The sequence below is a fragment of the Flavobacterium cheonanense genome (assembly GCF_039539185.1).
GTDB lineage: Bacteria > Bacteroidota > Bacteroidia > Flavobacteriales > Flavobacteriaceae > Flavobacterium > Flavobacterium cheonanense.
Window position 1 is genome coordinate 53,620 of record NZ_BAABCT010000006.1, and the last position, 23,543, is coordinate 77,162.

General features: G+C 28.9%; 22 protein-coding genes. All 22 read right to left on the reverse strand.

Annotated features, from left to right (window positions below; translation table 11 throughout):
• Positions 1-28 precede the first annotated feature (28 nt).
• The 22 genes from ABD766_RS11265 to ABD766_RS11370 all read right to left on the reverse strand — a co-directional run bounded on the left by ABD766_RS11265 (position 29) and on the right by ABD766_RS11370 (position 23,534).
• The gene (locus tag ABD766_RS11265; protein ID WP_344816784.1) at positions 29-1,042 is read right to left on the reverse strand and encodes a glycosyltransferase family 4 protein; all 1,014 of its coding nucleotides are present in this window, start codon (positions 1,040-1,042) and stop codon (positions 29-31) included.
• Positions 1,011-2,360 carry an O-antigen ligase family protein gene (locus tag ABD766_RS11270; RefSeq protein WP_344816786.1) on the reverse strand — a complete coding sequence of 450 codons (1,350 nt, stop codon included), beginning with the start codon at positions 2,358-2,360 and terminating at the stop codon, positions 1,011-1,013. Before ABD766_RS11270 ends, ABD766_RS11265 begins: the two co-directional genes overlap by 32 nt.
• 4 nt (positions 2,361-2,364) lie before the next feature.
• The gene (locus tag ABD766_RS11275) at positions 2,365-3,456 is read right to left on the reverse strand and encodes a glycosyltransferase (RefSeq protein ID WP_344816787.1); all 1,092 of its coding nucleotides are present in this window, start codon (positions 3,454-3,456) and stop codon (positions 2,365-2,367) included.
• Positions 3,453-4,571, reverse strand: a complete 1,119-nt coding sequence (locus ABD766_RS11280; RefSeq protein WP_344816788.1) for a glycosyltransferase — start codon at positions 4,569-4,571, stop codon at positions 3,453-3,455. The genes ABD766_RS11275 and ABD766_RS11280 overlap by 4 nt, the downstream gene beginning before the upstream one ends.
• Positions 4,571-5,119, reverse strand: a complete 549-nt coding sequence (locus ABD766_RS11285; protein WP_344816789.1) for a serine O-acetyltransferase — start codon at positions 5,117-5,119, stop codon at positions 4,571-4,573. The genes ABD766_RS11280 and ABD766_RS11285 overlap by 1 nt, the downstream gene beginning before the upstream one ends.
• Positions 5,120-5,123: 4 nt before the next feature.
• Positions 5,124-6,272 (reverse strand): glycosyltransferase family 4 protein, encoded by a 1,149-nt coding sequence (locus tag ABD766_RS11290; RefSeq protein ID WP_344816790.1) that lies wholly within the window; start codon positions 6,270-6,272, stop codon positions 5,124-5,126.
• A complete protein-coding gene (locus ABD766_RS11295) occupies positions 6,257-7,666 on the reverse strand; it encodes a hypothetical protein (RefSeq protein WP_344816791.1) in 1,410 nt (469 codons plus the stop codon). The genes ABD766_RS11290 and ABD766_RS11295 overlap by 16 nt, the downstream gene beginning before the upstream one ends.
• A gap of 14 nt (positions 7,667-7,680) precedes the next feature.
• Positions 7,681-8,421: a class I SAM-dependent methyltransferase gene (locus ABD766_RS11300; RefSeq protein ID WP_344816792.1), complete on the reverse strand. Its 741-nt coding sequence runs from the start codon at positions 8,419-8,421 to the stop codon at positions 7,681-7,683.
• A gap of 4 nt (positions 8,422-8,425) precedes the next feature.
• Positions 8,426-9,232 (reverse strand): class I SAM-dependent methyltransferase, encoded by an 807-nt coding sequence (locus ABD766_RS11305; protein ID WP_344816793.1) that lies wholly within the window; start codon positions 9,230-9,232, stop codon positions 8,426-8,428.
• Positions 9,233-9,278: 46 nt separating this feature from the next.
• Positions 9,279-10,361 (reverse strand): lipid II:glycine glycyltransferase FemX, encoded by a 1,083-nt coding sequence (locus ABD766_RS11310; RefSeq protein ID WP_344816794.1) that lies wholly within the window; start codon positions 10,359-10,361, stop codon positions 9,279-9,281.
• Positions 10,358-11,968 (reverse strand): hypothetical protein, encoded by a 1,611-nt coding sequence (locus tag ABD766_RS11315; RefSeq protein WP_344816795.1) that lies wholly within the window; start codon positions 11,966-11,968, stop codon positions 10,358-10,360. Before ABD766_RS11315 ends, ABD766_RS11310 begins: the two co-directional genes overlap by 4 nt.
• Positions 11,969-11,970: 2 nt before the next feature.
• Positions 11,971-13,095, reverse strand: coding sequence for a UDP-N-acetylglucosamine 2-epimerase (gene neuC / locus ABD766_RS11320; protein ID WP_344816796.1), 1,125 nt, complete (start codon positions 13,093-13,095; stop codon positions 11,971-11,973).
• Positions 13,096-13,182: 87 nt separating this feature from the next.
• Positions 13,183-13,845 carry a TylF/MycF/NovP-related O-methyltransferase gene (locus ABD766_RS11325; protein WP_344816797.1) on the reverse strand — a complete coding sequence of 221 codons (663 nt, stop codon included), beginning with the start codon at positions 13,843-13,845 and terminating at the stop codon, positions 13,183-13,185.
• Between the two features lie 108 nt (positions 13,846-13,953).
• Complete coding sequence (locus tag ABD766_RS11330) at positions 13,954-15,012, reverse strand: acyltransferase family protein (protein WP_344816798.1); 1,059 nt, start codon at positions 15,010-15,012, stop codon at positions 13,954-13,956.
• A gap of 14 nt (positions 15,013-15,026) precedes the next feature.
• Positions 15,027-16,076, reverse strand: coding sequence for an N-acetylneuraminate synthase family protein (locus ABD766_RS11335; protein ID WP_344816799.1), 1,050 nt, complete (start codon positions 16,074-16,076; stop codon positions 15,027-15,029).
• Between the two features lie 5 nt (positions 16,077-16,081).
• Positions 16,082-17,188 carry an acyltransferase family protein gene (locus ABD766_RS11340; protein WP_344816800.1) on the reverse strand — a complete coding sequence of 369 codons (1,107 nt, stop codon included), beginning with the start codon at positions 17,186-17,188 and terminating at the stop codon, positions 16,082-16,084.
• Positions 17,188-17,853, reverse strand: coding sequence for an acylneuraminate cytidylyltransferase family protein (locus ABD766_RS11345; RefSeq protein WP_344816801.1), 666 nt, complete (start codon positions 17,851-17,853; stop codon positions 17,188-17,190). Before ABD766_RS11345 ends, ABD766_RS11340 begins: the two co-directional genes overlap by 1 nt.
• Positions 17,854-19,734 carry an asparagine synthase (glutamine-hydrolyzing) gene (gene asnB / locus ABD766_RS11350; protein ID WP_344816802.1) on the reverse strand — a complete coding sequence of 627 codons (1,881 nt, stop codon included), beginning with the start codon at positions 19,732-19,734 and terminating at the stop codon, positions 17,854-17,856.
• 2 nt (positions 19,735-19,736) lie between these two features.
• Positions 19,737-20,852 carry a glycosyltransferase gene (locus ABD766_RS11355; protein ID WP_344816803.1) on the reverse strand — a complete coding sequence of 372 codons (1,116 nt, stop codon included), beginning with the start codon at positions 20,850-20,852 and terminating at the stop codon, positions 19,737-19,739.
• A 2-nt stretch (positions 20,853-20,854) separates the two neighbouring features.
• A complete protein-coding gene (locus ABD766_RS11360) occupies positions 20,855-21,571 on the reverse strand; it encodes an O-methyltransferase (protein ID WP_344816804.1) in 717 nt (238 codons plus the stop codon).
• Between the two features lie 12 nt (positions 21,572-21,583).
• Entirely contained in the window at positions 21,584-22,612 is a 1,029-nt protein-coding gene (locus ABD766_RS11365; RefSeq protein ID WP_344816805.1) for a glycosyltransferase family protein, read from the reverse strand.
• Positions 22,596-23,534 carry an NAD-dependent epimerase/dehydratase family protein gene (locus ABD766_RS11370; protein ID WP_344816807.1) on the reverse strand — a complete coding sequence of 313 codons (939 nt, stop codon included), beginning with the start codon at positions 23,532-23,534 and terminating at the stop codon, positions 22,596-22,598. Before ABD766_RS11370 ends, ABD766_RS11365 begins: the two co-directional genes overlap by 17 nt.
• Positions 23,535-23,543: the final 9 nt, after the last annotated feature.

Genomic DNA, 23,543 nt, shown 5'->3' on the forward strand with positions numbered 1-23,543 from the left:
GTTAGTAAAATCTATACAAATTTAAACACTATTTCAATATTTCAAACCATTTTTGCTTTATTACATTCCAATCAAAGGATTCTACAGTATTTCTTGCATTTGTAGTAATTTTTTCTCTTAAAATTTCATTATTGAAAATTTCAAGAATTGCATTGGTCATTCCATCAACATCACTATCACCAACTAAAAGTCCATTTTCATTGTCCGTTAGAAGAAATGGAATTCCTCCAACATTGGTTGAGACTATTGGTAAACCTAATGCCATAGCTTCAATAACACTTATTGGAGTATTATCAAAATGTGTTGTATTAATAAAAACATTATAATCTTTAGACAATGCAACCCATTCTTCTTTGGCTAATTTTCCAGTAAATTCTACTTCTAGATTTAACTCTGATGCATGTTTCTTACAACCATCAATAAGGTTTTCTTTATCAGGACCAACCATTGTTAAAGTTGCATTTGGAAAATCTTTCTTGAGATTAAACAATACATCGATTGCCATTTTTGGATTGTATATTTTCGAAAAAGAACGTACCCATAATAACTTTGGGGAATTAAATTCTCTTTTGTTAAAAGTATATTTTTTTGATTCTATAGTATTAGGAATAAATATTAAATTTTTAGCATACTTATCCTTGAAAGCTTTAAAAAGGTAATTAGATGGTGCTACCAATTTAAACGCTTTATTAAAGATGAAATTACATAAAATCGGGCTAGATTTTAACCTATGAGGTAAATTCCCACCATGTAATATAGAAATATATTTTTTATTAAAAAGCCTACAAATACTGCTTATTATCAAAGTATAGTAAAAACTAAATGTACTATAGGTATCAATTATTATGGTATCAACTTTTCTAATGTTACATGTGGTTACATAAACCATATCTAACATTCTAAAAAGTTGGTTATTTTTTTCTGATGCATATACAACTTCATATCCTTCATACTCTAAAAGAGCACCAAGAGTTTCGATGTAGGTTAAATTATTACCATGTTTTGATAATTTATTTCCGATATAGAGCAACTTCTTCGTCATCGAATCTTACTTTTAACATGGATAATGCATAAATAAATGAGGGTGATGCCGTTCGCATAGCGGCATGATTTATTGTTAAAAACCAAAACACAAGGAAACAAAATAAATATAAATTTTGTTTATTCCCTAAAAAATAAATTATTGGAGTAAAAAATAAAATCATTAGTCCTATGATACCAAGCGATCCGTGTTCAGCTAACATTCTAGTTATTTCATCATGAGACGCAGCAACATAACCCATCTTTTCAGTACGAATATCAGTACCTTTTGCAACACCAACACCAAAAAATGGATTCTCTAAAAACATTTCTATCTCGTCTTCTGCTAAAGTTCCTCTACCAGTCAAAACATCAGACTTTTCTATTCCATGCGCATTTTTGTTTGCATAACGTTTATTAATTAATCCTCCAGTTTGTTCGGAGGTATATATCCAAGTAACCGACATTGCAGCTATGATAATTACAATAAGATAATTCAATTTTACTCGTCCTCTATATGCTGAATTAATATACATAAAAAAGATAAAAACAGCAATCATTCCAAAACCAGTTAACATGCCACCACGAGAAAAAGTTAAAAAACCGCGATAACTTATGTAAAATGCAATAACAATGTTTATTACAAACATTATCTTAGTTCTAGAATATAGAATTAATCTAGTAAAAAAAATAAACATTCCTAGTCCAAAAATAGTGGCGACTTGATTTGGGCCAAAGCCTCCAGAAAGAAACTCATTTGAACCAGTACCAGTAAGTACTTCCTTTATATTTGGAGCATACAAATTTACATAGGCTGCTGTAGAAATTATGGGAAGTCCCATCATCAATAAGATATTGCCCATTTCATTCATACTAATTCGTTTACCAAAAGTATAAATTGTTGCCAATCCTAAACAAATTGGGCCTGAAAGATTAAAAATGATTTTTTTTCTGAATTCAACATTTAAATCTAAGGTTTCATTTGCAATAATAACCCCAGGAATGAGAATTAATAAAAAAAACCAATAGGGTAACGCATATTTTGAAAATCCTGAATATACAATTCCAAAAAGTAAAAAAATAAAAACACTATATTTAGCAAACTCATGACTCGGATTTCCATATGTCATACGAAGAAAAACTTCACTTCCAACTATATAGGCACAAATATAAAGGACTTCATTTTTTTTATTTTGAGATTTTATTAAAATGATTACTCCAGCTAAAATAATTAAGTAACCGTAAATTTGCGAAACAATAATTGGTGTTAAATAGATTAAAACTCCCAGAAATATGTGAATAACTACTAACCAAATATAATTTTTATCTTTATTTTGCATGCAGTCAATTTATTTTAATGTTTTTCAAATCTAAAACCCAAGAAAAATACTTGTCAATAACTACTTGCTCTGAGTATGTCTCTAAAATTACTTTGTGAATTTCTTTTCCAAATTTAAGTCTTAATTCTTTATCTGCCATCAAAGTACTTAAATTAACACTAAATCCTTCCGAATCACCTATCTTAGAAATAAAACCACATTTCCCATGTTGAACAATATAAGGAATTTGTCCTACGCTTGTTGAAACTACTGGTTTACAAAAAAGTCCATATTCTAACAATGCAACTGGTAAACCTTCTGAATTTGATGTAAAAACAGCTATATCACATTGATTAATTATATGTTCAGTATCTTGTTTAGAGCCATAAATGTAAATTACATTTTCTAAGTTGTACTCTTTTATTTTAGCTTTAAGCCTAGTTGAATAATCGTTATTTGAATCATTACCAACTAAATGAAAAGTCCATTCTTTAAAATCATTGTGAACTTTTTTAACAGCATCAATCAATAAAAAATGGTTTTTTTGATGTCTCAAATTGGCTAAATATAAAACTCTTTTACCGTCTTCTCCTTTCAAAAGAGTTGTTTTATCAAAATCGTTATTCTCAACAACATAATTTTGCAGATAAATGATGTTTTTACAGAATAATTTTCTTCTAGCCCATGCCTCTAATTCAGTATTCACGGCTATTATTCCTTTGAAAAAAATTGAAAAAAACTGTAAATAAATTGCTCCTTCTCTTTTTGGTATAACTCCTATTCCATTATGGTCATGCCATAAAATTTGTATTTTAGGATATGTCATTTTAACCATACAAGCAATAAAAAAAGAACTTGAATGTGCCTGAATGGTTCTTACATCATTTTTTTTACAGTAATTCCTTAACCTCATAACGGCCCAAAAATCAATACGATGTTTTCTTCTTAAGAAAAAATAATTTACATCATCCTTGATGCTTTTTTTTAAACTGCCTTCTTTTCGGGTAACAACTAAACCAGAAAATTCCATTCTTGACGAAAGAGAATTTGCAAAACTGACTGCCATTTTTTCTGCTCCTCCAATATCAAGCGAGTCTATAATTTGAATAATCCTCATGATTTTAATATATTCTTTATTTCTTGTTCAAATTTATCAATTGTAAATTGCCGGGACCAATTTATTCCCTCTTTTATTTTTTTATTATATTCTTCTTGATTTGACAATAAGTCACTTATCGAAGTAACATCGGTCTGCAAATTTTCAGTTAATAAGATTCCTCTTTCACCAAAATTCAGCATATTTGGCACACAAGAAATAGGTGTTGCTATTGGTAAGCAACCCCAAAACATGGCTTCGGCAACCACTTTTGGCCAACCTTCGCTTTTGGAAGGCAATATTAAACAATGACTTTCTTGATAGATTTTTTTCATAGATTCTCTATCGGTATTTCCTTTTAGAAATATATTAGAATTCAATTTTTTTGAATGAATATATTCTTCTAGAATCGCTCGTTCACTTCCATCGCCATAAATTGATAATTCTATATCAAAATTCTGTTTTTTCAGTTCTTCAACAACCTTAATTACATAAAGTGGTTGTTTTCCTTTTGATAACATCCCAACGAAAATCATTTTTATTGTACCATTCATATTTCTTGGCTCAATTTCAATAATTTCAGATTTAGCATACGTAGCAGTAAAAAAAGGCTTAATATTTTTAGTTTGGTTTTTCCATTCTCCATAAACCAATACTTGCATATTTTTAGTAAGAAAAGTATTGCTAAGTATCCATTTTTGAATTTTATAACTTATGGGTTGTTTTGCTTTAGAATCCCAATTGCCTGCATATTTTACAGTTTTCTTTTTGTTTGGAAAAAATATCTGAATACAGCTAGCTAACAAACCAATATTCCCTGGACATCTAAGATGAATAACATCTGAATTATAAATACTTTTAAAAAGGATTATACAATTAATTAATAGTATTGGAATGGCTTTTAAAGCACTAAAAAATGTCTTAAAATGAAATTCTTTTAATTCATAAATCTTATCAATTTTAAAAGGAATTTTAGTTATCAATAAATCGCCTTCCTTTTCCCAAAACGTACATGAAAAAGCAATCTCATCTACATATTTTTGCCACACTTCAATTTCTTTTACGTAAGGACTATAGGCGTAAATCCCATCTGACTTTCTAATAAAAGGTGCTGAAGAAATGACTAAAAACTTCATTATAAATATCCGTTAGATGAATTTTGAGAAATAACTTTTGCTGGAACTCCAAGCATAACAGAATTTTCTGCTACATCGGTTGTGACTAAAGAACATGCTCCAATCAATACATTATCACTAACAATAATATTTCCTGCAACAACTGAATTTGCTCCAATATAAACATTGTTCCCAATAATTGGCACGCCTCTTTTTTCATCAATACCAGAAACTCCAATGGTTACTCCTTGTGAAATATTACAATTGTTTCCAATGACAGCCTTTGCGTTTAAGAAAATCCCACCAAAATGACCTATATAAAAAGAATGCCCTATTTGTGCAGAAGCCGGAATTGAAATTCCTGTTGCAATTTCAATTGACTTTCTCCATAGTAAACAAAAGGAAAGAACGATTTGTCTTACGACCGGAATTTTAAGTCTTCTGTGAAAAAAATTAGCTGTTCTATATTGCATTATTGCCCAAAATCCTTGCGTTAAAAAAAGTATCGTTATGAAGTTGCCTCCATACGATTTATACTTTTTATAATCTGATTGTATCAATGCAAACATAACTTTAGTTTTTAATTAAAGAATTGAAAAAATCGATATTCTTTTTGGTAATTTTATCAGCAGAAAATTTTTCTAAAACAAAGGTTCTAGCATTATTTTCAATTTCAATAGCCTTTGCTTCATTAGAAAAAACCCAATTGATTTTTTCAGCAATATCTTTAGGATTGAATGGATCACAAAGTAATCCAGTTTCATATTCTGCAATCGTTTCTGGCCCTGGGCCTTCTTTTGTAAATACTACAACTTTTTTCATTGCCATAGCCTCTGGCGCAACCAATCCTTGTGTTTCCATGTGAGACGGAAAAACACAAACATGAGCCATTGCATACTTTTCTGGAATTTTATCATAATCAACCAATCCGTGGAAATAAATATCTTTAGATAACTCACCAAGTTTTGGCAATTCAACTTCTGTCAACATTGTTGTGTAGGATGTTCCGTCTGGATAAAACCATTCTCTTCCATAAATTTCTAGAGTTGCGTCAGGAAATTGTTTTTTGATGTATGGAAAGGATTGTATCAGTTGTCGGACTCCTTTTTTCTCACAAACACTACCCACAAAAACAATACTATGCTTTTTTACAACTGCATTTTTTGGAGAAAAGAAATCAATATCTATGGGATAATTAATCAATTCAACTGGTTTGTTGTTGAAACTTAAAAACTTATTGGTGTGAATTTTGACGTAATTAGAAACAGGAATAAATGCATCTGCTTTCTTAAAAGAACGTTTCTCTTGAAAACCTTTCCAAAAATTTATTTTTCGGTTTTCAGATTCAGCAAAAAAATGATGTCCACCATGCAATCTAATTACATACTTTATATTTTTAATTTTATCTATGCAAAATAAACCTAATTCACTGGCTTCAACTACATCAATTGGATCGTTTTTATGAATTTCAGCTATTTTTTGGCTCGTTGCTTTTGCACCAAAATACCATCCTAATTTATTAATATTCTTATAATTTAATCTGTATATTTTTACACCTCTATCTTCAACATATTCATACTCATTTTCATAATTTAAGCCTACGATAGTAACTTTAACCCCATTTTGAATCAGCTTTGGAGCTAAAGTTTTAACAAAACTTCCAATGCCGCCGTGAACAAAACCAGGTTTTGGATATTCATGTGTAATTATACAGATGTGCATGTTTTCTCTAATTCGTTTGCCAAATTCTTACTGTTTTCATTTAATGGATGTTTTACAATTAGTTCCATCCATTTACTTCTATCTTTTCCTATTTGGCTTGGTTCTTCAATTGCTTTTAAAATCTTAGCTCCTATTTCCAATTTAGTAGTTATCCAACCTACAGCTTCAAGATTATTCATACTTCTAAAATGCTGAAATTGATATACCTCTTTTACCGGTAGCTTAGAATTTACTTCTGGATCATAATTAAAATACAGACAAGGTTTGTCCAATACCGCAAAATCATGCGCCATAGTACTTCCCAGATTTACAACAACATCAGAATGTAAAACCGTATTTACCAACAAAGATATATCATTATAACTTGGAAAAATATTTATAAAATTACCATCTCCTTCTGTTTCGGTTCGCCAATCAGGATTTACTACAGAAACTAAATTTTTATACTTCTCTAAAATACAATTGAATCTGCCTGATTTATCAAACGGATTGATTCTGAAAAGTATTTGTGGTCGAACAGCAACTTCAATTTTACTAATTTCTTCACATAAATCTTCTAAATAAGTTGGATCATATGGAGATGAAGTATCATTAGACGAAAAGCAAATGGTTTTTTTGTTTACATCCAATTTGTATTTTTCAAAGAATTCAGATTTAGTTAGATGCAATTTTTTATTAAAATAAAACTCAAATTGTGGCGTTCCAACAACCATTACTTTATTAGAATCAATTTCTGGATAAAGCAAATCAAGCTCATTCTTCATAAGTTCAGACCACACAAAATAATAATCATAAGAAGACACCAACCTTGCTTTAGGAACGTTATCCCATGAATAAATAACTGTTGCTGATTTGATACCTTTACTTTTAGAATAATTTATTATTGGCGCACTTGTCATTGAACGTTGGTGCAGATTCAACACAATATCAGGCTGAATTCGGTCTATTTCTTTTGATAATTCTTGTGCAACATTGGTTTTGAGCATTAAATTATCATATTTTTTTTCTAAAAAAAGAATTGCATTATATGATTTTGAAACAAAAAAACCTAAAAATTCTGATAAATTTAAAAGAAGTTTACGTTTGAAACCTTTTTGATTTCTGCTCCAAAAATATAAAATAGTTTCGTTTTTAAGTTTCTTTTTGTTTATCAATAATCTTGCATAAACAACTACTTCTCTTATAATTCTAGCAATAAACGGTTCAGTGAAATAGGGAATGAAAATAAATTCTTTTATATCTTGAGAAACAGTTTTAATTTCGGCAACAGCGGCATTTGGAATTTGATGAAAAACATAAATTTCAAATCCTCTTTGGGTTAATTCGTTTACAAAATCTGAATACAAATAATTTCTTACGACTACTCCATCAGGTATGATTAAAATGATTTTCATAACAAATTGATGAATTATTTTTGGGCTATAAAAATCAAATTATTATAGCCTTTTTTTCTATCGTAAACTTGATTTAGTAATGCGTAATATTCTTCTAGTGAATAAATTTCGATCGATTTAAATCCAGACGATTGAATATCATTAAACAAGTCATTTTTTTTATAATAGTAACCCTCTACTTCAAATCCGTTGTAACCAGTAGTTCTATTTCCAACTTTTTCACCAAAATAAAATGAAAATAAATTTCTTAATTTAAAGTAGGTTGTTTTTAAAAAAGTTCCTTCTTGATTGTGAACCGTTCCAATTAATACGCCATTTGGTTTAGCAATTTTGTAGGCATTTTTAAAAATATCAATTCTATCTTGTTTTTTTACAACATAAGTTAGCATACTGTTCAAAATAGTTACTAAATCAAACTTGTTTTCTACTTTATTGTAATCTTTAGCATCAATTACTAGTGTTTTAGTAACCGAATCTATTTTCCATTTTTTTAAATTTTCATTGCACTTTTCAATCATATTTGATGATATGTCAGAGGCAATTATTTCACTAGGTTTAAAAAAATTCTCAATAGTTTCAATTTCTCGACCAGTACCACAACCAAAAATTTTAATAGTTTTTATATCACCAACTTTACTGTAAATCTCTTTAGCTTTTTTAAACATAAAAATCTCAAATTCAGCAGATTTTTTCATGTTTTCTTGTACTTCGATTACATTATCGATTTCCCAAAAATCTTTATTTTCAATTTTCATGTGATTATTTTTTTTTCATTAACATCGTTAAGTGCATGCACGAAAACAATTTTGAGAAAGATGTTGCCGATTGTTCCCAATCGTCATGGTGCCATTTTTTTCCCAAAGCGATTTTTTTATCTTCTGAAATTGGTAAAAACGACAACATAAATGCCCATTTTGTTTTACCCAACATCGCACGTTTTTCGATTACATCAAAAGCATTTGTAAATTTATAAACTGTTTTTTTTGTGAATGGCCATTCCCAAGCAGCATCAGTTTGAAAAGGCCTATAAATCATTCTAATAAATTTAATTGGCAAACTAGTTTCTAAAGGGTCGTAACTTATTACAACTCCGTCTTTAGCTAATTTTTCGTTCAATCTGGCAATTAACAAATCTACATTGGGAAAGTGATGTAAAACGCCATAAGCATAAATAATATCAAAATCTTTTTCAGCAAAATCATCTGAAAGAAAATCTACTGCAAATGCTTTTGCATTAGGAAATGGAGCAATTTTCTCGCTTAGTTTTTCAATAGCAACATCGCTCAAGTCAATTCCAAAGTATTGTTTAGAATTTTCTGCCAAGTGAAGTGTTAAGTTATTTCCAGAAAAACAACCTAAATCTAGTACCTTTTTGTTAGACAAATCTCCAAACCAAACTTTATGAGTAGCGTAAGTTTTTTCAAGTATTCCTAAACTTTTAGATATATTTTTTAATATTTTTTCTCTTAAAAAAGACCAAATTTTAGTGGCAAAGTTTTTTTTCTTGGTGTTGTAAAACTCTTTCTGCTTTACGTTGGTATCAATTATTTCTTGTTTAGTCTTCATGTCAATTTTAAAAAAAACAAATTTAACTTATAAATTTAATTTTCTGCTATTTAAAAACTTTTTTTAAATTAAATAGTAGTTTAGCAATAGATTGCTTGTAAGGTTTAAGCCATTTTTCCATAAAAATATAAATTTTGAAATAGAATGGTTTCAAAACCCAATATCTTGAGTTTTCAAAATTGAATAATTGACTACCAAATCCTTCTTTAAATCTAATAACACCTTCACTTCCTCCAACAGAAACATCATAACTTTTATAACCTTTTTCGATAGAATATCTAATTAGTTCGCAATGCATATAAACCGAAATTGGTAAGTTTTGATATTGTTTTAAAACGCCTCCATTAATATAAATTAAACGTTGTCCGCAAATCATAACATAAATTGCACCCACAACTTTATTTTGATAAACACAAGTTGCAATTATTGCCTGATTATTGTCTACATAGTTTTGCAAAGTGTCTTTAATAGAATCATACGAGCGTAACGGATAACCTTTGTTTTGAGCATTTTGAACAAAACATTCGTACGCTTCAGCAATGGCTTCTTTAGTTGTTACCTGCTGAAATTGAAAATCAAACGAACTAACTTTTTTTAAATTTCTTTTATGATTGGAACCAAATCCTTGAACAACCTCATCAAAGGTTTTATTATGCAAATCAACCAATCGCATTCCGAAAAGTGGAATAACATACTTGAATTTTGTTCCTTCTAACCCAGTGTAAAAAATACTATTTGATGAGATTTTATCTAAAGTATAATCATGAAAAGCATCACCTTCTTTAAGTAGTGGCAAATTAATTTGAAAATAACAACAATTTTTTTGAACCGCATATTCTTTCAAATTATTTAAAACCAAATCCATTAAATGTTCTTGATTTTTATCTAAAACTGGTCCACAAGGAACAATTAAAAATTTAAAAACAGAAAATTTTGCAATTACAATTCCGCATCCTCCAATTATTTTATCATTTTCTGTAATGATATAAAAATCGTGATCAAAGCCGTAAACATCATACGATTTTATCCAAAATGACATTTGGTTGTACAATCCTCTTTCGGTTTCTTGAAGATAATTGTCCCATTTATCAAGCCAATTTTGCTCTTTTGTAAAAAAGGATTGTATCATATTATACTTCTTGAAGGAATATTTGTATTGTTTTTTATAAAAATAACACCTTTTTCATCAATGTCAAAAACGGTTTCTTGAAAATTTTTATAAAAATCTAATAATTCTGACAATATTGGATTCCAGATAGCATTTTCAGCAACTTTTTGAGCTAGATAATTAAAATTTCTAACCACGTTTTTATTCAATGAATTATCAGAATTGATTAATTTTCCGTGGTAATGATTCATGTTAACAGAAAAATAAGTATGTGCAATAAACAATCCTGAATCATGTACAAGCTCATCAACATTTTCTTTACATAATGCTTTATCAAAATCAACCATTTCAATCGCCTGAAAGATATAAAACTCGTTTTTGTCGATTTTATGTTTGAAAAATAATGGTGAATATTTGGCTACTTTGTAGGTTTTCTTTTTGGTTTTATTCCAATTAAAAAAAACTTTTAAAAGCATTACCGCAACTGGAATTGCATTTTTAAACAAACTAAAAATTTCTAAAACTTTACCTTTTTTAAAAATTCGTTTGGTATGCGTAATGGTTTCAATATAATTTCTTACTCTAAACTCATCATTATCATAATGAAATATGATGTTTTTAATTAGCATAACCATCCGCTTCAAAAAAGACACATCAGTAATTGATTTATAATACTTTTCAAGATTAAAATCATTTGGATTCAACTGATTCAAAATGCCCTTAGTTGCCGTTGCTGCATCAATATAGTTGCAAAGAACAGAAATATTTTTGTCTAAAAGCGTAGCTTCATAGCGTTCTTTAGCAATAGCATTTTTCTCAAACATACTAAAATTATAGGGCTGAAAACCGTGATCTATCCAGATATTTACATTTTCAAGAGGCGGAATAAAATTATAAAACTCATTAAAAGCCTCTTCGTCACTTCTTATAGATTGCGTTAAGGAGTGATAACACAATTCGTGGTTGTCGTTTTTCCATTTTAATAATTCTTCTTTATCGTTTTGAAAAGAAGCATTATCATCTCTTTTAGAAAAATGATTTAGAAAGAATCCTTTAGTAATTTTTAAATTATTTTCTTTTAAGAATTTACGCTGTATTTTTAAATTTTCTAATGTGTCAAAATCACAATGATCTGTAAAACAAGCAATAGCAGAAAAAGGAATTTTAGAACGACTTAATTCAATGGGATTGTTTTTTGTAAATAAAAGTGCTAAATTTTCATTCAAATCTAGTTTTGAGTTAGCAGAAACTATTTTCTTGGTGTTCAACTCATTGCAATATCTAGTAAGTGGTGCTGCATATTCTGGATTGAATCGCCAAAGCAACACATTGGTTTTTTTTTTATTGATTTCCCAAATACCAAAATTTACGTTGGCTTGTACAAAGCTTCCGTTTTGTAACTTTATTATTTTGGGCGAAAAATCATTAGCTATTCTATCTTGCGATAAATCTACCCATTGATAATTATGGTTTCTAAAGGAGACAATTGGTTGCGAAAATTGGATTTTTATATCAAACGATTGCTCATTTTGAAAATTTGAATTCTCAAAACGAAAAATAGTACCAATTGATTCACAATCAATTGAAAAATCAAATTTTAACTTTGTAATCACTATTTCATTTGACATAATTACAAATCTCTAAATTGCTTTTGATGATTTACCTCCCAAATACTGGAATCTTTTAAGGATTCTAAAAACAATTGAGCACTATTTCCTTTTCCAAAATCGGAATTTGATTTTTGAATTTTATGTGAATCTATACTATTTAATGCTTTTAAAATGCTTACCTCTGAATAATCTACATTTATAATATCTGCATGAACGGCTCTGTTTTGCTGGCGTGTTCCTATATTAATAATTGGAATTCCATAATACGGAGCTTCACGTATTCCGGCGCTGCTGTTTCCTATAATAAATTGAGAATTCTTTAGTAAAGTTAAAAAATATTCAAAACGCAAGGAAGGAAAAATTCTAAAACGTGAATGCTCTTTCAGATTCGAGTATTCATCAATTATAAACTGACTTCCCAAATCGTTATTAGGATAAATAACTACATAATTATGTGAATCGTTTTGCAAAGCAGCAACAAAATTTTGAGCATAGTGCTTCATATCGTTAGCTTCTGTCGTAACAGGATGAAACATTACGATACCAAATTGATCAAAAGGAATCTGATAATATTCTTTTGCAACTTCAATTGTTGGTAAATCATTAGAAAACATAATATCAATATCAGGCGAACCAATAGTGTAAATAGATGATTTCATTTCACCCATTTGAACCAATCGTTTGGCTGCTTCCTCATTAGAAACAAAATGAATATGACTCAACTTCGAAACACTATGACGAATCAACTCATCTACAGTTCCAGATAATTCGCCTCCTTCAATGTGAGCAACTAAAATATTATTTAATGAACCTACAATTGCTCCTGCCAAAGTCTCTACTCTATCGCCATGAACCAAAATCATATCTGGATGTACATTCTTGCAATAACTTGACAAACCTTCAATGGTTTTAGCCAAAGTTAAATCCATTGTGGTTTCGTGTGTGTGATTTTCAAAAGTGTGTACATTTTTGAAATTACAACGTTCAATTTCTATTAAGGTATATCCGTACTCTTTTTGCAAATGCATACCGGTTACAAAAACAAAAACTTCAAAATTAGGTTGATTTTCCAAAATTGAAATCAGTGATTTTATTTTTCCAAAATCGGCACGTGTGCCTGTTAGAAATAGAATTTTTTTATTCACTTTTAATATTGACTATAATTGTTATAAAGGTCTTCGACAAGCTTAGATTGACATATCTATCGCTAATTTGTATTATTTTTACTTGATTTATTCTTTAACTAAATAAGAAATAGCATGCGAATAAGGCAATTTTTTAACGGTTGCTTTTCCTTTAAAAAAATCATCCACCGCTTTGTTTGTTCCTGCAAAAGCGCCATAATCGTCTAATATTATGATGCCTCCTGTGGTGACTTTATCGTATAGTTTTTCTAAAATATGCTTGGTTGGTTCATACAAATCGACATCAATATGCAAAAGTGAAATCTTTAGATGTGGATTTTTTTCTAAATAATCATCTAAAGTAACTAAAATATCTCCTTTAATAATATCTACATTTTTATTCAAACCTTGTTTTTCCAATAATTCGTTGATTTCTTCAAATGAAATGCTTTTTCCACCATTAGTTTCGGCAACAAACGCATCTCTTTTATCTTTATCTTCCTCAAAATGAGCTTCAGGAAAATCACCAAAAATATCAAACCCGATTACTTTTCGGCTGTTAGTTTGTTCTAATAAATCTCTAAACTTTATCCATCTAAAAAATGAATTTCCTTTAAAAATTCCAAACTCTACAATTTCACCTCGTACGTTTGATGTTTGTTTGAAGAATTCTAAGTGCGTTAAAATTTTGCTGAAACGAGATGGATCAGCTGTAGCATAAAATCCGTTTTCATATTCAAATTTTCTATTTAAGTCGTATAATTTATCCATAAGTTAAAATCATTAAAATTTAATTGTTATCAGTTTGCAAATCAAATAGTTATTTTCAGTTTTGTATCTAAAGTATAACTCATATTTTGGAATCACTTACATCGATTTTTATTTACCAAACTTTGTTTTTAGTTTTAAAAATGGTTTTTCAATAACATAATATGAAAAAACAGCCATTGCAACTATGCAAATAATATTTTGAGGAAACCTATTTACCCAATAACCCATAGAACTTATAAAAATTTGTTGCCATAAATAAATGCTGTATGATAGAATACCGATATAATTCATAATCTTTAAATTAAGGAACTTAAACCAAATTCCTTTAGGTCCAAATACAGAATACATCATAATTAATGCAATTGCAAGATTAGCAAGAGAACCATCTGATAATCCTAATGGAACAAAAATAAATTTTAAATGAATTTTCTTTGCCAAAATTGGTAAATATCTTAAAGATAATATAACAAAAACAGAAGAATAAAATACCAATGTCCAATATTTACTCAATCTTTTAGTTATTTCATCTTTATAGATAGCAAATATACATCCTAAAGCAATTGAATCGATTTTAGCCAAAATATGTAATTGCTCTTCAATAGGAATTGTGTATTTGTTAATAAAAACTCTCAAAACTGGTATTAAAAACACAACAGAAAAAGCAATTATTTTTCTTGTTTTTACTCCAGACAAGAAAACAAACGGCCAAAAGAAGTAAAAAAGTTCCTCTAAACTTAATGACCAAGAATGAGCTGTATACCAATCTAAACGACCATTCAAATATTTTGTATACGTCAGTGAAGTTAGCCAAGATGATGGACTAATATAAATAATATTAAAGAATTGAAGAATGAAATAAACTAATAGTAAAAAGTAATATGCTGGAAAAATTCTTAATACTCTCCTAATATAAAATTTACTCAAAGATATTGTTCCTGAATTTGACTCTTCTTTTAATAGCAAAGATGTTATTAAGAAACCCGAAATAACAAAAAAAACATTAACTCCTAGAACACCATCTTGAATAAAAAACAGTAACGGTTCTAACCATTTAATTTCTGAAAATGAATCAAAAACATTGTTCTTCAAACCTAAATGAAGGTTCAAAACTAAAATAATACTTATTGCTCTAAGTCCATTTAAACTTGGATATTTTTTTAAATCCATATTTTTTTTTCAACTCAATTAAAATCTTCAAAAGTTAATTGTTCGTCGTTTGCAATATCTCTAGTTGCTACTTTTCCAAGAAGATCATTGAAATTTTCTGCAAGTATTTTTCCTGTTCCTGGTCGTTTTACCCAAATATTTTCTTTGGTTAATATTTCACCTTTTTTAATTGGCGCAATAGAGCAAACCGTTGCAAATGCAAAATCTATGGTTACTTGTTCTTCTTTTGCAGGTTCTTTTGTTCCGCCGCGCATTTGCCACATTTCATTGGAAGAAATAATTAATTCGGCTGTAGTTTTTTCGTCCATACTACAAACGATATCTGGACCAGTCCGTTGCATGTGATCTGTAAAATGACGTTCTAAAATACTAGCGCCAAGCGCAACAGCACCAAGACATGCATTGTTGTTTAACGTATGGTCAGACAAGCCAAAAACTTTATCAGGAAAAGCCTCATGTAATTGAGTCATCGCACCAAAGCGCACTAAATGAATTGGTGTTGGATACAAATTAGTAGTATGTAACAAAGCAACCGGAATATTATGTTTATCAAAAATAGTAACTGCTTTTTGAACACTTTCAATTGTATTCATACCAGTGCTTAAAATTACTGGTTTCCCAAACGAACAAATGTGCTCTAAAAGTGGATAATTATTGCATTCACCCGAACCAATTTTATAGGCTGGAATATCAAATTTCTTTAATCTTTCAGCAGCTGCTCTAGAAAATGGTGTTGAAATAAAAATCATTCCGTTGCTTTCTACATAGTTTTTCAGTTCTAGCTCGTCGGCTTCATTTAAAGAACAACGTTCCATAATTTCATAAATTGAAACATCGGCATTACCTGGAATAACTTTTTTGGCCGCACCGCTCATTTCATCAGAGACAATATGGGTTTGATGTTTTACCACCTCAACTCCAGCACGTTTGGCAGCATCAACCATTTGTTTGGCAACTGTTAACGAACCTTCGTGGTTGATTCCGATTTCAGCGATTACTAATGGTGGAAAATCAGGTCCTATTTTTCTACCTGCGATTTCTATAAAGGAATTCAAATTACTCATTATTTTTATTTATGATTGGTAAAGGTAGCCAGTTTTTCTTTCCGTAATAAAAAAGGTTTTTCAATAAACTTATAGGAAATTCCAGCAACAATTATAGTTAATAAAATTGAAATTAAATATAATACAAAGTGATTAAATAAATTAAATTTCAAAAGGCAATTTAATACAACAACAATTATTATTTGATGATACATGTATAATCCGTAAGAAATTTGTCCTAAATAATTAAAAGCATCATTTTCGAGTAGGTTTTGAAGTTTAGGATGATTTACCAAATTGATTATTACAATAACAAATAAAAATGCAAAAAAGGTTGATTTAAGGAAGCCTAAATTGTAGTGACTTACCAATAACAAAATAACAGTTAAAATCGCCATAAAAAAAATCATTTTATGGGTTAGAATACTGATAATTTTACTTTTACAGTAAAGCATATAAGCAGCTAAAGCTCCAATAGTAAGGCAATCTAGTTGAAAAGCAAAAACAAAATTAATGAAAACACTACTGTATTTTATACTATCAAAAATACCCGTACTTATACTTATAATAACTAAATTGTATGCTAGGATTAGACCAAAAAAGATTGGTTTTAGCTTTTGAAATTTATTTATAATGATTGGCCAAATCAAATAAAACTGTTCTTCTGTTCCAATAGACCATGTTTGCGCAGCAAACGGAATACGTACAATACTAATTAAAATATTAGTTAAGAAGAAAACAAAAAACAAAATAATCATTACCAACCTCGAGGTTGAAACTATTTCTAATTCCATATTTGGAATTGAAAAAATTGAAAAATGAGGTAATACAAATAAAGCGAGAATTACAATTACATAATATAAAGGCCAAATCCTATAAATACGTTTGAGATAAAAGTTCTTAATCCCAATAAACCCATTTTTTTCTTTCTCTTTAACCAATAAAAAAGTAATTAAAAAACCACTTAATACAAAAAAAAGAGAAACTCCAAGTCGCCCAATTTCTTTGATACTATGGAAATAGTTGGGCAAATCAAAGTGCGATTTATTTAGTTCTAAATGACTTACAATAACCATTAAAGCAGCAATAAAACGCAAACCGTTAAGGTTATTAAAATAAAGTCTATCTTTCATTAATGTAGTTTTTGGTAAAGAAATTCGGCGTAGTCAAAATCTTCTTGCGTATCGATATCGACATGGGCAAAAATATGATTTACTATGAATGGAAAAGCATTTTCTGAAATTATTTTATTATCAAGAATTGACTTGGCATTTGTGATGTATAATAATCCATTTTCAAAAAATAGTGGATCTAAATCTTGACTTCTTTGTCCAATTTCATAATTAAATGGTATAAATTTAGAGCCAACAATTTTTCCAAATTTATGATGGTTCTGTGAAACAGTAAATAAACTGTCTGAACCAGTTTCTTTAAATGTTTTAAAACATTCTTTCAATAAATTTTCTGGCCTTAGCGGATTAGTTGGTTGCAATAAAACTACATTTTCAACTTCGTCATTTATAGATTGCAAAACATGTTGCAAGGTTGTAATTGTAGGTTCTAAATCGCCTGAAATTGCTGATGGTCTATCGATTACTTTAGCTCCAAATTGAAGTGCTATTTCTTTAATTTTTTCATCATCAGTAGAAACATAAATTTCATCTATAATGTCACTATTTGCTTTAGCATACAAAATGCTATGCACCAACAACGGATAATTTCCTAACAAAAGAATATTTTTATTAGGCAATCTTTTAGATCCGCCACGTGCTGGAATTATTGCAATAGTTTTACTCATTTAATATAATTTTATTTCTTCTGGATTTCGTTTTAAATGAAAAACTCGTAACCAAATTTCAAAAACAAATAATCCGTACATTATTTTACCTAATTTATTAGACTCATTTTTTCTAAAAACAGCTAAATAATTAAGTACTTCGTCAGAATTTATGAGACCTAAATCTGAAGAAATTCCTTCTTTAATAAAATCTTCTAGCAAATTTCCCCATTGATTTTTCATGTATTTTACATAAGGAATAGAAAATCCTTTTTTTGGTAAATCAAAAAATTCTCTTGGCAGATATTTTGCTCCTATATTCTTTAAAATTTCCTTATCAATCCCGTTTGGCATTAATTGTTCAATGGATAATTTTGAGGTATAATCAATTATTCTATTATCTAAAAATGGTGCTCTTGATTCTACTGAAAAAAACATATTTGCAGCATCCATCTTGAACAAGTAATCACTTGCTAATTTAGTTTTTATTCCAACATAAAGCAATTTATCTTCTTCTCTATCGCAAAATTCATTAGAATCGGATAAATAGTTTTTAATATTATTGTGATAATTACCTTTCGTAATAATTTTTTTTACAACACTTGGAAAAAGCAAATGATTGTTGTAGTAGGTTTCAATTCCTGCCCATTTGAAAATTCTTTTATCGTTTAATTTATAATTTAGAACGTTAAAAGGATAATTAAAAGAGTTCTCAATGACTGTATTTATTACTTTTTTAGATAGAAAATTACCTTTAAAACTGTTGTGAAAATAATTTAGTGGTGCTTTATAACCTCCAAAAATATCATCACCTCCATCACCAGAAAGCATTACTTTAAAATTGGTTTTGGCTTCTTTTGCAATTTCCATATTTGGAATAATTGAGGCATCTGCAATTGGCTCAATAGTTTTCAAAATATGTGGAAGGTTATTTACGCAACTGTCTTCGAGCTTTATAAGTTTGTGTTTTATTCCTAACTTTTGCGATACAATTTTAGATTCTTCAGTTTCATCATATTTGCTGTTTCCTGGCATTGTTAAGGTATACGCAACAACATCCTTTTTTATTTTAGAAGCTATCGATGCTATAACACTTGAATCGGTTCCTCCACTTAAATATAAACCAACTGGAACATCGGCCACAATTTGTTCTTCAACTGAACTTTGAAGTAAATTATGAATTGTATTTTCTATTGATACACTAGAATCTTCAATTTTATTTTTATAATATGGATTCCAATATTGTTTGGTTTCAATTCCGTGTTTTGATAATTTTAAGTAATATCCTGGTTGCAATTTTTCAATTCCGCTATAAATACAAGTTTTATTGTCTATATTTTGATACGTTAACAACTCATAAATAGCTTGTTTATTAATTACTAAATCGAACTCACATAAAGGAACTATTCCTGATAAATTAGAAGCAAAACCAAAAGCATCTTTATCATGAAAATAATAAAATGGTTTCTCACCAAATCGATCTCTTGCTGCAAAAAGTTCTTGATTGGTTACATCCCAAATTACAAAAGAAAACATTCCACGAATTTTTTGAAGTATTTTTTCGCCAAACAATTGATATCCTTCAAGCAAAACTTCGGTGTCTGAAGTGGTTCGAAAGTTGATTCCTTTAGTAACGAGTTCGTTTTTTAGCTCTTTGAAATTGTATATTTCTCCATTAAAAACAATTATAAACTTTCCGTCTTTGGATTGCATTGGTTGATTAGAACGCTCATTTATATCTAAAATTGACAATCTGTTATGTCCTAAAACTATTTTATCATCAACGTAAATGTCTGAAAAATTGGGACCTCTATAGTCCATATTTATCAAAGAATCCTTTACATTCTCAATAGCTTTTTGTTGAAGTTTACTCCAATTTAACAAACCACTAATTCCGCACATAGCTATGTTTTACCTTTAAATCGTTGTTCCCATTTATCAAAAACTTTTGCAAATTTTTGACACCATTCATCATTACTTAAAATTTGATTTTCAAACGATTGCACCTGATAATTTTGGTTCATTAATTCAAAACTATCATTGAAACTTTTTACCCAATTAGCTATAATATTCGGACTATCAATTAGAATACCATTTTCAGAATTAAAGAAATCTGAAACGCCACCATTATTTGCTGCAATTGAGAAACATCCGCAACACATTGCTTGAGCTAAACTTAATCCAAAACCCTCTTTGCACAAGGTTGGAAACAAATAAACATGAGCCATTTTATAATATTTATCGACCAAATCACTTGGAACTTGTCCTATAAATTGTACTCCATTTATTTTCTCGCTACGTTTTGCTCCTACTACCAAAAGTTGCGCCTCATCTGGAGATTTATTCCAATCTTTCCAGGCATTCAAAACGATATTTAATCCTTTTTTTTCTCTGTCATGAGACAACCATAAATAAACGATTTTGTTATGTAATTGGTTCTCTTTTAAAAGCGATTCCTTTTCTAGTTTAGGAATTGAAAAAAACTTTTGTTTATTTACCGGATTATTAATTATTGTAACTTCTGGAGTAAATTCTATGTATTTTTGTTTGTTATACAAATAGGCATTTTCAGTTAGAAAAATCATTTCACTACAATTTTTAAGAAAAGTAGCAGTTGTAGTATCATCTAAATAATAGGAATAACCGCAATTGTAAAAAATTAAAGTCACTTTATTAAGTGCATTATTTTTTTCAAGATAACTATTGATAGCTATTTTTAACTTTACATTATCTACAACACAAATTATTAAATGATCATGTTTTAATAAAAGGTCTCTAATGGATTTGGTATATTCTTTATATCTATACCCTTTAAAAAACTTAGATATAAATTTAGATTTATATTGATTAACTCTGTAAAAAGTGGTTTTTGATTTTAATGTTCCGTTTATTTTACCGCATATATAATAATCGATACAATTGTAATCACTTTCCAGAAAATATTCCATTCTTTGGGACCATGATCCATTTTTTGGATACGGAATTGGATGTTCTGATATGATAACTTTTGCGGTATTCATTGTTAATGATTGACTGGATTGGAAGAAAAGGATTTTCCAGAAGTAAGAATTCCGTAGACTTTATTCTTAGGATTTATTTTCTTTACATCAAATTTGGATTCTTTTAATAAAATAAACCAATCATTAAGAATTTTTCTTTCATCTAATCTTCTAACGTCATCTAGAAAAACACTAAAGTCTTCATTAATATTATTTATTATTGATGGTACAGCTGGTTTTCTGGATTCTTTTCCCAAACCTCCACTTGGGCCATCAACAAGTATCAAATCAAATTTTTGGTTATTTACAACTTTTGCAACTTCATTTTTATCATACCACAAAACTTCACTTGAATTTTTTACTAGTGGAATGTGATGTAAAGTAACAACTTGTTTACAATTGTATTTTTCAAGTTGAGATGCTATAAAATCGCACCATGATTTATTATCTTCAATAGAAATTATTTTAGCATCGAGCTTATTCTCTACAATAAATTTTGCCAAAATAACGGTTGAAATTCCGGAACCAAACTCAATTATTGATTTTCTATTGTTAATTTGAAGGTCATTAATTACGTGGAGAATAGTATTTGGATTTAATGAAAATGTAGTAAATGGCAATATTGTAGCATCTGGAAACAAACGATGCAACAAAATACTAGCATTAGTATCGTAAGTATTTCTTGATAACTTATCGAAATAAAAATTTAAACTAAATAGTTTGATTAGTTTACTTAACATTATTGTTTGTTTTTAAAAATCTTTAGAATTAAGTCCCAAAAAATTTAGTACTTTTAATTTGATAGTTGTGTTTCTTGCAATTAATTTTTGAATTATAAATCCAATAGTTCTTCCAATTTTAGAAATTGGTTTGGCTTTAAAATCTGATGAGCTATGTTGAGGCATGGTTTGTTCTTTTTTCAAAAGTGCCAATTCATCGTGCATCCAATCTTCAATAGAATTCCCCATATGAAAAGCATAATTATCTACAGTAGAAATTCTTAAGAAACCCATTTCCTCATTGGGAATATCTATAAACTTATTTTCAACACCACCTACAATTTTAATAAATGCGGGTTCATTTGTTCCTTTATCAAAAACTTCTCTTCTTAAAGTTGCAACAAAATGTCCTCCACCCATAACAGCTTTAGCATTTTTTTTCTTATTGTAAATCACTAAATACTTTTCAAGATGAATTGGTTTTAGTAATGATTTAGCATTTCCTAAGCTATCATCAAATCGAATCATGGCTTGTGGGTCGGAAACTGGTTCAAATTTTAATTTGCTTTTGAACAATCCAAAATACCAATTATTTTTTACAAATTGAGATACTGCTTTGCTATTAGGAACAGGACAAATCATTCCTGCCTGCGGAAAATCTATCATTAAATCTTCCATTGCTTTTTGCCAATTTTGTTTAAAAAAAACATCCGAATCAGTAATGGTAATTAATGGTTCTAAATTTCCTTTTACAGAAGCTAATATGGCGTTTATTTTTCCTAAATTCTCTTTGGAGTGAAAAACTTGATCTATTAATTCCGACTCACTATATTTTTGATCAATATATTCCTTTACGTCAGCATGACAATTGTTGTTGTAAATTGTAATTCTTGTTTTAGAATGTACCGTAAGTAATAATGATTCTATACATAGTTTAAAAACTGTAAAAGCTTGAGCGAAATAACCTTCAAAATGTGGTATATAAACAGGAATAACTATGCGATGATAATTATTAAGTTCAATTTCTTTATTATTTTTTTCAGGATTAATTCCTATTCTCATAATGATCTATTAGTTTTTTGATTCCAACTTCTAATCCAATCAAATCTCTTTGGAGCAAATTTTTCATTTTTGAAGTATCTGGACAACGACGAGTCATATCGCCTTCTTCTAGTGCAGGTAAATGAATGATTTGAGATTTTGAACCTGTTACTTCAATTACTTTTTTAGCCAAATCGAGAATAGTCATTTCAATATCACTACCTACATTTAAGACATCATTTACACATTTTTCGCTATTCATTGCTTTAACACATGCTTCTGTATTATCATCAACATAACAAAATGAACGTGTTTGCAAACCGTCACCATATAATGTAATTGGTTCGTTTTTTAATGCTGCTTTAATAAATCTTGGGACCACAAAATCTTCACTTTGATTGGGTCCGTAAGTATTAAAAAATCTAAAAATAGTATATTCTAAACCATATTCTTGAAAATAAGATTTAAAAAAAGCTTCACCAACATTTTTTACAATTGCATAAGGCAATCTTGAGTTAAGTGGTGTTGTATTTTCATTTTGCGGAATTTCAAATGGTTCACCATAAACTTCAGATGAACTCGAATAAAATACTCTTTTTACACCTGAATTTTTAGATAAAGAAAGAATATTTTTTATACCTTCTATATCATTAAGAACCATTATTGGATTTTCAAGTGTTCGTTTTACCCCAACTACAGCAGCATAATGAAACACATAATCAAAATTATACCTGCCAAAAATGGGTACAATATCATTGTAATTGTTGGCATCTGCTTTAATAAATTTAACATTTTCTTTTTGAGGCACTTTTAACAAACTTCCAGTAGAAAGATTATCCACTATAACTATAAAATTATCATTATTTTCAGATAATTTATTAGCTAATGCGCTTGCTACATTTCCTGCACCGCCTGTTATTAGAATGTTTTTTTTGTTATTCATCTTATTTAT